We start from the raw sequence: 11,624 nt of genomic DNA, 5'->3' as shown, positions 1-11,624 counted from the left end.
CGGTAAAAAGGTAGGCTGCGTTGCGCCCAACGATGTATTCGGCCAGTTTTTTCTGAGTAAGAAGCGCGTCGGCGGTGATAGTTTTCCCGGAGATTTCTATTTGTTCCAGGATGGGGATAAACATCCCGATTTCGTTTGTCTGCTTCGTTTCTTGGTCATCATCCTCTGCAGGCAGAGCACCTACTTTTTTTGGGTGTGGGTGGTCTTGGATTCATGGCCAACAACACTGGCAATATGGGTTTGCCGGGCATTTTCATCAATGGCGTTTTTCATGGTTTTGCCATCAAAAGCCAGACAAGTGTCTTCGAGGCCTTGATCTTCATTAAAGCGTTGCACAGCCAGGTCTAATTCAACTGGGTCCGCACGGACTAGAACATCACGTATGACGAACTGACTGGGGATAACATATTTTCCATTTTCCTTGCGGCACCGAAACCGTTGCCGGGCCTTTTGTCCCAGTTTGTTGGCCCAGCCATAAATGGCCTTGTAGCCTTTCATTCCGCACAGGGTGGCTGCTGCTGCAATGGACAGAACTGTAGAGATTCGATGACGGCGTCCATGTGTTCTTCGAGGGTCGGTGACAGTTTTGAAGTAATCCGGGAGTGATTCCATCTGTTTAGCATTCATGGTCATTTTGGGTTCTCCTTTTTGATATGCTGGGTTAAGAATGGCACAAGACAACAGTTTTCTGGCGTTGGCTTGAAGCGGCAAGACAAAGATGAGTTTGGGGGATGAAGGTTTGGCACTGTATCCTTGGCCGACTCTTTTAAAGCCTTTGGTCAGTCCAAGCTCTGTCCAGTTTGAGGCGCGGTATACAGTGCCTGTGTAACGTCTGGGATCTACAAAGGTTTCCAGGAGCAGCAGTGGGTGGCCAAAATGTTGTTGCCAATCAAAAGAGATGCGCTTTGCACAAAGCGATAGGATGCGAGATCCCAGGTTTGGCAGATTCCAGCCCGGCAGAATAAGAAAACGAGTGTTGTTGGCCAGAAGCTTCAAGCGGTCAAACCGATGCCGATATTCCCATCCAATCCAACGGTCCCTGGCCGCGCATTTCAAGGCTGCAGCCGAGAATGTAAGCAGGGCAACCCACTGATCAGAGTATGTGGCGACATACCAGAGTGTTTCGCTGATTTTAGGCGAGGCTCCAAGATAGTGATGCTTGGCCATCAAGGACTTGAACAGGCTTTCCTGCTCCCTTTTGATTGGTTGCAGCCTTACGCTGAGCAAATATGAAGGACGGGGCTTTGTGTGCATGGCGAGCCCCTTGTAACAAACTTTCGAGCACTTGTCCAGGATTTGGGGTTAATTCTATAAATTTTTTGAATTTTTTTGTGAGCATAAATTGGCCCTGGCCTTAGCTCAGGATCAGGATCATGCTCGTTGGCAAGAATTAAAATGGGGACAAAGACACCCGATTTCTCTTCGTCATTAAGATACTCCTGCCATTCATCCCCGCCAAGATGCATGCCCGAGAGGAAACCGGCAGCCCAGTCGTTGCCCATGGATCCGTCTTCAGATTCAAGCAGAACAGGATAGAAATACTCGTTTTTTTCCAGCTGACTGACAATGGAGTTCCAGTGCCTGAGGATCAGCCCTGCAAATTTCTGGGCCTGTTCAGACGTTTCAAATTCATGTTCCTCTCCCAGAATATACTGCATATATGTACTGGGCATGACCAGCTCAGGAGAGCAGATCAGCGCCGTCAGGAAACCGTCCATCATTTCAATGTTCATGGCGCTGGGCATACCATCAAGAAGATCTGCAAGTACGTCCAGTTCCTGATCAGAAGGTTTCTTGTAATAAGATTTCAGGGAGTTAATCATTATGAGCTCTCTATGCACATTCCAGTTTTTTATGCGCGCACCCTCTCAAGGATGCAGCAGCAATAGGTAAAAAAAAGCATGTAGCCTTTCCGAGAGTTATCCAGGGGCCTGTAAAGCTTTTCAAGTCTTCAAATGTCAATAAAGAAGTAATAGTACTCAATCAGCATCAGATCTTTTAGACAAGCTTGCTGTTCCAGTATTCAACATAGGCAAGGTAAGCTCTTTTTTCAGTCAGAAAAGGAATATGCTGGTGAACATGAAGTCTGTAGGCAGGGACAGCCTTTACCATCATTATCCTTGCTTTTTCCAGCCGATGGTGACCGTCGATTACAACGTAACGTCCCGGAGATATCTCAGCCAGAATGATGGGCTGGGTGATATCCGCAATGGACACATAATCTTCATTCAGGCTGGATGAAAACAGTGACAGATTTTCAACAGGGATTTCTTCAAGAAGATATTGACCTGGGTTTTGGTTGATATGCTCGAGCATTTTGGTGATATTAAAATGAAAGATGCCGTTTGGATAAATTTCATCTCCATCCTCCGCAGGACATGGAACAAAAGCGCTGTCGACTACCAGTTTCCTGGCCGCATCCATTCGTGATTGATGGGGGATTGTTTCTTGACCCATTGTATGTTCTCCTGATTTTTTTCGTACCCTCACAGGTCGACATCAACTATAAACGCAGCTGGTTAGATCCACAAGAGGGCCAGACATTTCCCGGGCAGTGAACAGCCGGCGCAGTGGTGCGGCTGCGTCTGCCTGGTCCCCGGCCGGCAATGAGGGATACCGCTCGAGAAAACTCTGGATGATCTGCTTTGGAGTAGGGCTGGCGGGTCATTTTAACCCCCGAAACGATAAATGGCCTTATGCATGTTCTTTTTCCAGGTTTTCAAGTTCTGCAAACCGCCGCTGGAACAGAGTTGTCCGCCCTTGCTGACTGCTTTCATCTCATCTTGCTTTGAAGTGTTTGCAGCTTCGTACTTGCTCCATTCTCAATTGCCATATAGTTGCCTGAATCGATTTCTGATATTTTGGAACTGATATATCAGTCTTATCCCAATCAAGGTCAAAAATTTTATTCCAACTTCTTACAATTTTCTGGTGAATTTTTGGGGTTGGATGTGGCTTTGCCTCGAAGTAAGTGGTGCCTTGTTTTTTTATTTCGGCATCGAACTTTTCATCATCAGCCATAGATTCAGGTAGATACCAGTAGTTCAGCACATAGTGCCAGAGTGTAAAGTCGGAAAGCAGGCCTGCATTTTTATCACAGCTAAACTCGATTCTAACGCCCTTCACGTTTTTGGGCAGGTGACCAGCACTGCGAAGGTCGGGCTTCTTTCTATTTGAACTGTCCCATTGATACCAAGCCCATACAGGAAACAAATGTTTACAGGGTGGACTGCCAATACGATCCTTCATCTGCTGCATCATCCAGTGGTAGCTTGAAAGCCAGGATGGTTCAATATAGTCCATTACACCAGTAATGCACCCTTTTTTGTTTAGCTGCTCCCATGCTTCTTCTGTCTGGATGGTCCATAAAATCATAGGACTGTATTGGTTCTCCTGGTTATGTCTTTGATTATAACCCGTCTGAGACATGCAGGCAAGAGATCCCTTTTAATGCCGGCATCGATTTTTCCGGTTCTCCAAAACCTGTTGTTGCTGACCAGGATTCCAGGATTTTCGATTTTTCAACACCGGATAACCACACCTGTTTCTTCAGCCCGGCTTGATTCAAGGCTTTGTTGAAAAGACTCTCAGCCCGGAGTGCCGGGCAATGTGGTCAAAGTCCCGGTCGTTGTGCAGCAGGCAGATATCGTACTCCATGGCAACAGAAGCAATCATGCAGTCCACTGGTTTGCGGATTGTAACCCCCTTCTTGCGAAGGGAGCGGTAGACTTCTGCCGCTCGTAAAAAAGTTGCCTGCCCCATGGGCAGGAAAACAAGCCCGCCAAGGTATTCCCTGGTCTTGATAAAATCTTTGTCAGACCGGATTCCCTGGAGTACTTCCGCCAGAATGATTCCACACAGGGATAGATCTTCTTCCTGCTCTATCAACTCCGAAAGGGTGACCACATGGGGCTGGTCAAGGTCGGCGAAAAAATCTATCCAGACGGTAGTATCCACAAAGACCATCAATCACGCCCTTTCCGCCACTCGTTAAGGTCCCCCTCCCATTGGACAGCACCTTTGAGCTCAAGCAGACGCTTCTGACGGCCACGGCGGCGCAGCTCCTGCAGGGCATAGTCAATGAGGGCACGGCGAGTCCGTATTCCGGTCAGTACTTGACATTCCCGGACCAGCTCCTCGTCAAGCACCACGTTTGTTCTTTTCATGGCCTTACCTCCCAAGTATATACACATAGTAAGCATAATTTCTGTGTATTTCAAGGGGAAACTTGCCACTGCCAGCTGGAAAGAAAGTGCTGTAATCCAGGAAACTTTCTTTATCTTGCCCCGAACTCACGGATCTTTACCCTGTATACAAGGGCCTTGGCTGCATAGTCCAGCAGCTGCCCCCTGATATCTCTGCGGACTCGGGTGTCGCTGCTCCGCTCGACTTCAACCAGGGTGGGAACGTTGTCCTGATCAAGAAAGAGATGGTCAAGAGACCATCCAGGGACTCGTACAGCTTTTCAAGTCTTCAAGTATCAATAAAGAAGTAAGAGCACTCAATCAGTATCAGATTTTTTAGACATACTCCTGAAACCCTGTCACAACAAACAAGAAAAATTTGAGCCATGACGGGGGTTCAGCGCTTGGCACTGTAAATGTTCCGCACTTATTTTTTAAGAAAAAGACTACTGCCCACAGATCACACAGATTGACACAGATATAAGATATTGAAGAGATATATATTTTTTCCTTGCGGGAATAAGAACCCGCAAGGAAAAGGTATCAGCCCTTCGGGCGGGGGAAGATTACTCCCCGGTATCTACCGCGGATGCGGTGGAGACCATGTGCATACCAGGTTCTTCATTCCTGGTATGCACATAAAAGCTCTTTCTTCCATCTGTGCCTGCCACGCGTCTCGCGTGGTACATCTGTGTGATCTGTGGGCAAAAAACTCTTTTCTTCTTTGGGTTGCGGGCATGGCCGCATTAGTCAAGCTTGCTGTTCCAGTATTCAACATAGGCAAGGTAAGCTCTTTTTTCAGTCAGAAAAGGGATATGCTGGTGAACATGAAGTCTGTAGGCAGGGACAGCCTTTACCCTCATTCTACTTGCTCTTTCCAGCCGGTGGTGACCGTCGATTACAACGTAACGTCCCGGAGATATCTCAGCCAGAATGAGGGGCTGGGTGATATCCGCAATGGACACATAATCTTCATTCAGGCTGGATGAAAACAGTGACAGATTTTCAAGAGGGATTTCTTCAAGAAGATATTGACCTGGGTTTTGGTTGATATGCTCGAGCATTTTGGTGATATTAAAATGAAAGATGCCGTTTGGATAAATTTCATCTCCATCCTCCGCAGGACATGGAACAAAAGCGCTGTCGACTACCAGTTTCCTGGCCGCATCCATTCGCGATTGATGGGGGATTGTTTCTTGACCCATTGAATGTTCTCCTGATTTTTTTCGTGCCCTTTACACATCGCGTCAAGCGCGAAATGTAAACTTGAGGGATTCTTCTGGCATATCCGTCTGGTATTTATTATTTTTCAAAAAAAGCTATATAGATCACGAACATGATTACTGCCAGGGCCAGGATCTCGACAAACATGACCTCCTCCTTGAGTACCAGACAGTCCGCAGTGGTCATTTCTGATCATGAAATTCGGATAAGATTGACTGTCCTGCCGTTTATATCAAGACCGGCCCGGATCAGCTTCAGGTCCACATAAGCCAGAAGATTAACCAGGCTCAGCCCTTCCTGAACATGCTTTTTAACCCGTCTCCCCTGAAGAACCTTCCCCTGTGCTTGTTATTTGTAGTTTCCGCTTATGCTTAGAACGATAGCCTGTTTAATACACTCTGGATATGGGCCGTAGCCTCATCAATATCTTCTTGTAAACTTGCCAAGACCAAAACGAATATAAGATAGTGCTTCGTGTATAATCAAGGATTATTTCCAGACCGACCCTGTATCGAATTTACTTTGTTTTTCGGTAAAAATATCTAGCTAAAGCATACTTAACTCTATCCAGGACAAGCATTTTATAGTTTTGATTATTCCAATAATCAACCAGATCAGCCTTCAAGATAAATTTATTTTTTTCTTTATCTAGGATGAACCAGTCATTATTGTTATTACTGAGATAATAAAGAGGCATTCTTGTGATATGTCTTTTTACCGTTTGAAGTGATAATTTTTGAGGATTATCCTGTTTGTTCAACTCATCGTAATCATAAATGTGTTCAGGATGTTGCAGGTAATAATTCAAAAATCCTGATGCAATATCATCAACTTTCCATGATGTACCCTTAAGAGATAGTAATGTCTTCAAGTGTTGCTGGTCTCAGAGACCTGGCTCTGTTTGATCCAGGCCAGCTAAAATTATGCCGGAATCCCTGACAGGTCACAATTGCTGAATCCATTGCCTGTATTCCGGGATCATGTTTACACATCGCGTCAAGCGCGAAATGTAAAGGAGAGCTTTGATCCTTTGAAGCTTAAAAATTAATCATTTTGAATGCTTATGCATAGATCCGGGCAGTACCCAAGACAAAAAATGCCTGCAAGCCTCAAAGTTGACCATTTCCTGAAGTGAAATGCAATGATAACAACATGTTGCTGGTCTCAGAGACCTGGCTCTGTTTGATCCAGGCCAGCTAAAATTATGCCGGAATCCCTGACAGGTCACAATTGCTGAATCCATTGCCTGTATTCCGGGATCATGTTTACACATCGCGTCAAGCGCGAAATGTAAAGGAGAGCTTTGATCCTTTGAAGCTTAAAAACTAATCATCCTGGATGGTTACATATAGATTTGGGCAATATCCAAGGCAAAAAATGCCTGCAAGCCTCAAAGTTGACCATTTCCTGAAGTGAAATGCAATGATAACAACATGTTGCTGGTCTCAGAGACCTGGCTCAATCGCTGTATCCTTGTCTACGACCCGCGATAAGGTCTGACGGACTGCTTCGACATAGGCCTCTGTCAAGGCGGCACCTTGGCTGGTTCCTGATCCGGAAACAGTGACTTCTACTGAGCTATTATCTGCAAAGGCGTTGCTGACATTGAAGAAGGCAAATAAAATGCAGCAAGACAGGCCTGCGCATAGGGAAAGGTATCGCATAACATTCTCCATAAGTATTAATTTGATTCCCTGTTCAGTACGGTACTTTTGCAGGGCAAGTCCATATGCTGTAACTGCTGCCTGATGGTCATTCATTTCCGAAAACAATTCTCCTGCCATTTCAAACTGGACACTGTTCATTTTGAACTTTATGTCATAACTATTTTGGTGATAAAACCCGATTGTGACGGCTTGGCACGGCTTCCTGCCCGGAGGCTTACAGCCCGGAGGGGGACTGTCCCCAATTGAATTTATGTTAAGGTTCAGGCCTACTGGGGCTGATCCAAAGCATGCTCCAGGAGCCTGTCCAGCTGACCGGCAAGGTATAAAGGTAACGACAGAAGGGTGTACTCGTGTTCTGTACTGGATTTTTTCAGGCGAACATGGGCTGTAAACCTGCCCAGAGACGGGGTGTCCATATTAAGCCTGACTCCGAAATCAGATTTTTTTTCATGCAGAAACACATGCAGGGACCTAAGTGTACCCGTCTTTCCAGCCTTGAGTTCCACTGGCAGAACTTGTGATCCGTGCGTAACAAGATAATCTACCTCGGCATTGGCGTTTTTTGCTTCCCTGGCCCAGTAGTAAAGCGCTGGCTCTTCAAAACAGGGCCTCGAGCCCAGCAGTTCCTGTCCGACAAACTGTTCTGCCAGCCCGCCTTCGTAAACGGTCATCAACTCCTCTGGCCGGATCAGCTTCAGCCCGCACATCCGGTTTACAAGCCCCACATCCAGGGCAATGGCCTTGAAAAAATTCCTGTCCTTCTCTGCCTCTAAGGGAACACCATTAGCATTTGTCTTGAATACCAGGCTGATAACCCTGGCCATGGCCAGCAAATGAAAAGCATCCTTTAAAGCTGTGGAACGGACATCCCTGTCCACATGCACATACTTTACCTTGTTGCCTATATTGCCGGGTATGAATTGAAGGATCTTTTGCAGATGATCCTGCTGGATTCGCGAGCCGTATTTTGCAAAATCATGCTGCATGGTGCTCAGGATCGCACTCTGGATGCGCTGGACTTCCACGTAGTCTCTCTGCTTGATCCATGAAGCCACTGCTTCGGGCATCCCTCCTGTGAAAATAAAAGTCCTCATCAGCTCGGTCAGCTTGCCGTGTACGACTGGGCTGAATTGGTCAGGAGGGGTCCAGTTAGTGATAAATTCATGAAGCCGGGCGTTCACGGCCAGCAGGAATTCGCTGAAAGACAAGGGATAAAGGTGCAGGAATTCAACCCTGCCCACAGGCATGGAATATTCAAAATCCCGCAGGACAAAATCAAGCAGAGAGCCAGCCGCGATAACATGCAGTCCGGATAGTTTTTCATAAAAATATCGCAGGCTGTGGATGGCCTCAGGACAGGACTGTATTTCGTCCAGGAACAAAAGCGTCTCCCCGGGGATCACGGGTAGGTCAAAGAACAAAGACAGTTCGCTGATGATTGTCTGCGGGTCTTTTTGCCGGAATACTGATTTGACCTCCTGGTCAAACTCAAAATCAATTTTCAGCAAATTTCTAAAATGATTCTTTGCAAACTGTTCAACAAGATAGGTCTTGCCGGTCTGCCTCGCGCCCCGAAGGATTAAAGGCTTGCGGCTGGACCGGTCCTTCCATTCTACAAGATAATCTTCAGCAGATCTCTTTATGCTCATTATCAGACCCCCCTGCAATCAAGAATGCCTGAAACTTTGAGAAAAGACAACCAAATAATAAACAGCTTAATAACAAAAAAAACCTTGTAAAATTACAAAATATTATTTATAATACTATTGGATTTCAACATAATGTAGGTTTGGCAAACAGAATGCCCGGACTGAAATTAGATCCAGGGGTGACATCATTAATGAGCTTTGTTTCCTGTCTGGGATCATAGCTGGAAGCACCGGATAAGGCTTCAACCTGCTCGTTCCATCATTTAACTCAACTTTCGGAGTACATGTTACATTCTAGCGTGAGTTTATTACGGTTAGTCCCAAAATTAATCGTAACACCTTGTAATATATGTAAATATTAAGGTTAAGATTTGTATACACTGAACGGTATTTTTGATTTCATCGGCAACTCGGCAATTCCCATTGCATCTGCAAGCTCCTTGACATCTGGGTCCATCTCCTCAAGCTGATATGTGGCTCTGTAGCGCCCTTTTGATTTTTGGGTCGGGGCATCGATCAGAGTGGCCAGACGAATCTCGGATAGTTTTTCCAGCAAAGTATGCGGAGACCGAGAAAAGCCGGCATTCTCCCGGGCATGCTTGAAAGCCACCATAACCAGGAGAAAGGCCACCAAACATATGAAACCGTGCACCTCTATCTTTTGATCAGTCCAGTGATATTGAGGTCGCCATGCCATGTGAAACGGGTTCTTCATATTTTTAAACACGTACTCTATATTGGCCTGACCCCAATAAGCTTTGATGATTTCCTCAGTACTCCAGTGATGCCTGTTGGTGATAAGGATGCGGCGTCCAAACCGCCACTTTTTAAGTTCTTCCAAGTGGTCGTAGTCGATCCAATACTGTAGTTCGAATGCATCTTCCTGCAAAAAAGTGAGCTCCCACTCCACGATCCCTTTGGGCACACAGGAGGAAATAAGTGAATCAATCTTTTTCTGGATTCCGGCTTCAGTTCGCTTTTTTCCTTTTTGGGTCGGCATCTTGATGGCTTCTTTTAATTGATCAAGTTCGCTGCAAAGCTTGGAGAGGCCTTGCTCCAGGCCTCTAATTTGACCATCTCGCAGCTTTTCAGAGATGTAGACCACTGCTGTCAGGTCGCTTCCCCAGATTGTTGTGCGCTCCTTGTAGCAGGGAACACTTTTATTCCCTATAAGTATTTCTTGCAGGTTCAGATTGGCTCTTTCAACCAAATGCCTGTGTTGGTGAACAGAAAGCGCTCCGACAAAATAAATGGTCTGGTCTACCTCTTTAAGCATTTTTTTTGAATTGTTCCCTTGATCCAGAACAACGGTAATGTCTTCAAGGGAGCCACTGAGCCTTTTGAGTCTGTCAGAAAACCTTGCGAAATGCTCTTTGAAAACAGTTTTGTCGTTTAAGTTCCCCTGGTATGTCCTGTGGTATATCGGGAGCTGATCCTGGCGTGAGACCAGGAGCAAAAGGCCAAACTGCCTAAGGTCAATTCGTCGCTGCTTGTTTTTTCCTCGCTTAGCCAGTGTGCACCGTTCATTGGTCGAAGCGATGTAAGTGAAGAAATTACTTGTATCATAGAGCAGGGTATCCATGGAAAGCAGGCCATGTTCATAGAGGGTGTCAACGATCTCTTCTTCAATTGCAGGAATGGTTTCTGATGGAAGGGCATCCATCTGATCCCAGAAGTGCTGGCTGTCGATCTTGGCCAAAGACATTCGTAAAAGATACGAGAGGCTGGTACGCTTGGCCCATCCCTTATACCAGTTTCTTTTACTGGTTGGCTGACAGATTCTACCCATGGACGCAAGGACAATAGAACCTCCAACAGTAAACCCATCTCTGATTTGTTTATTTGGCACATGGCGGTTGATAATTTGAACCAGGTCAAGGGATTCTATCAAATTGAGTAAGTAGGCTACCAGTCCATGCGAGTAACTTTTGACCTTGTGCGGCCCTGCCCCTTCTTGAAGCCGCTTCAGGAGGTTTTCAGCAGTGCCGAGATGCTCCAGGACAACAGGGCGTGGTTTTCCGTTGATCCGTCTGGATTCGACTATGGCCCAGTAGTCCCTGCCTCTTGAAGGTTTCTTTTGAATAGTTGCCATTTCAGTGTATACATACACATTGAAAGGCCCATATGTCAACCCCAAATTAAGCATAATTTGTTGAAAATTAAGAATTTTTTATCGAATAGAAAGAAGTCTGTTCGATACATATTTCAGTGTATACATTTTTAATTAAAGCAACATATTGAAAACATTGAAGATGTCCTCGAAAATTGCGCTAAGCGTAATAAACTCACGCTAGCCTACAGTTAAATATCTGAAAAACATAAACATTTAGTATTGAAGTATCCTCTCTCACTGTATATATTGTATTTTGTCATCAACGACTAACAACGGGAGCATTACGAGTTTTTTGAAAACAAAATATGAATAGGGTGAGTTAAGGCTATCTTTGTGTAAAAAGCTATAAATTAAGGCATGGCACGGCTTCCTGCCCGGAGGCTTACAGCCCGGAGGGGGACTGTCCCTGGCTTCGGGACTGTCCCCAATCCTTTTTCTGTCTGATATGCTCGGCTATTCCATATGGGACACTGACACAATTGAGAATATGGTTGAAGAGGGCCAGCCATGACCTTCATCAGATGGAGCTTGATTACTGGAACGATCTCTCAGATGATGAAAAAAAAGAGTGGGAGGTCGAAGAATTTTTCACACTGGAAGATGAGTTTTTCAGGATAAGAGATGAATACATGGAATTCAAAAAAGTCCCTTCCCGCATCCGCCATGCCGACATTCCTTACAGGCCGATTCTGGCATCGCTTTTCAAGAGCATTCGGGATTTTGAGGAAAGATGCAGGCTGCTGGATCTTTTCTATCGCAACTATGATGATTGTGCGAGTAAGTGATA

At 45.7% G+C, this 11,624-nt stretch carries 13 protein-coding genes; 1 reads left to right on the top strand and 12 read right to left on the bottom strand.

Annotated elements, in window-relative coordinates:
* Positions 1-180: 180 nt before the first annotated feature.
* From DTHIO_RS20180 to DTHIO_RS18715, 12 genes are all read right to left on the bottom strand, one after another.
* Positions 181-1,254: a Druantia anti-phage system protein DruA gene (locus DTHIO_RS20180; protein ID WP_050775192.1), complete on the bottom strand. Its 1,074-nt coding sequence runs from the start codon at positions 1,252-1,254 to the stop codon at positions 181-183.
* A complete protein-coding gene (locus DTHIO_RS18760; RefSeq protein WP_008871820.1) occupies positions 1,215-1,823 on the bottom strand; it encodes a UPF0149 family protein in 609 nt (202 codons plus the stop codon). Before DTHIO_RS18760 ends, DTHIO_RS20180 begins: the two co-directional genes overlap by 40 nt.
* A gap of 175 nt (positions 1,824-1,998) precedes the next feature.
* Positions 1,999-2,457 carry a ParB N-terminal domain-containing protein gene (locus DTHIO_RS18755; protein WP_008871819.1) on the bottom strand — a complete coding sequence of 153 codons (459 nt, stop codon included), beginning with the start codon at positions 2,455-2,457 and terminating at the stop codon, positions 1,999-2,001.
* A 321-nt stretch (positions 2,458-2,778) separates the two neighbouring features.
* Positions 2,779-3,375 (bottom strand): DUF3841 domain-containing protein, encoded by a 597-nt coding sequence (locus DTHIO_RS18750; RefSeq protein ID WP_008871818.1) that lies wholly within the window; start codon positions 3,373-3,375, stop codon positions 2,779-2,781.
* Positions 3,376-3,409: 34 nt separating this feature from the next.
* Positions 3,410-3,568 (bottom strand): hypothetical protein, encoded by a 159-nt coding sequence (locus DTHIO_RS21755; protein ID WP_161598707.1) that lies wholly within the window; start codon positions 3,566-3,568, stop codon positions 3,410-3,412.
* Positions 3,565-3,966, bottom strand: a complete 402-nt coding sequence (gene vapC, locus DTHIO_RS18745; protein ID WP_008871817.1) for a type II toxin-antitoxin system VapC family toxin — start codon at positions 3,964-3,966, stop codon at positions 3,565-3,567. Before vapC ends, DTHIO_RS21755 begins: the two co-directional genes overlap by 4 nt.
* Positions 3,966-4,166, bottom strand: coding sequence for a type II toxin-antitoxin system VapB family antitoxin (locus DTHIO_RS18740; RefSeq protein WP_008871816.1), 201 nt, complete (start codon positions 4,164-4,166; stop codon positions 3,966-3,968). The genes vapC and DTHIO_RS18740 overlap by 1 nt, the downstream gene beginning before the upstream one ends.
* Before the next feature lie 764 nt (positions 4,167-4,930).
* Positions 4,931-5,389: a ParB N-terminal domain-containing protein gene (locus DTHIO_RS18735; RefSeq protein WP_008871815.1), complete on the bottom strand. Its 459-nt coding sequence runs from the start codon at positions 5,387-5,389 to the stop codon at positions 4,931-4,933.
* Positions 5,390-5,925: 536 nt separating this feature from the next.
* On the bottom strand, positions 5,926-6,279 hold the full coding sequence (locus tag DTHIO_RS18730; RefSeq protein WP_040419368.1) for a hypothetical protein: 354 nt from the start codon (positions 6,277-6,279) through the stop codon (positions 5,926-5,928).
* A 574-nt stretch (positions 6,280-6,853) separates the two neighbouring features.
* On the bottom strand, positions 6,854-7,213 hold the full coding sequence (locus DTHIO_RS18725) for a hypothetical protein (protein WP_008871813.1): 360 nt from the start codon (positions 7,211-7,213) through the stop codon (positions 6,854-6,856).
* 128 nt (positions 7,214-7,341) lie between these two features.
* The gene (locus tag DTHIO_RS18720; protein ID WP_008871812.1) at positions 7,342-8,724 is read right to left on the bottom strand and encodes an ATP-binding protein; all 1,383 of its coding nucleotides are present in this window, start codon (positions 8,722-8,724) and stop codon (positions 7,342-7,344) included.
* A 364-nt stretch (positions 8,725-9,088) separates the two neighbouring features.
* The gene (locus DTHIO_RS18715) at positions 9,089-10,816 is read right to left on the bottom strand and encodes an IS1634 family transposase (RefSeq protein ID WP_208596366.1); all 1,728 of its coding nucleotides are present in this window, start codon (positions 10,814-10,816) and stop codon (positions 9,089-9,091) included.
* 500 nt (positions 10,817-11,316) lie between these two features.
* Between DTHIO_RS18715 and DTHIO_RS18710 the strand changes: the two genes are divergently transcribed.
* Entirely contained in the window at positions 11,317-11,622 is a 306-nt protein-coding gene (locus DTHIO_RS18710; protein WP_008871811.1) for a hypothetical protein, read from the top strand.
* Positions 11,623-11,624 lie beyond the last annotated feature (2 nt).

Origin of the sequence: Desulfonatronospira thiodismutans ASO3-1 (assembly GCF_000174435.1) — a bacterium.
GTDB classification, from domain to species: Bacteria; Desulfobacterota; Desulfovibrionia; order Desulfovibrionales; family Desulfonatronovibrionaceae; genus Desulfonatronospira; species Desulfonatronospira thiodismutans.
Note: the sequence above shows the minus strand (reverse complement) of the source record. Positions and strands in the feature narration are given on the sequence as shown.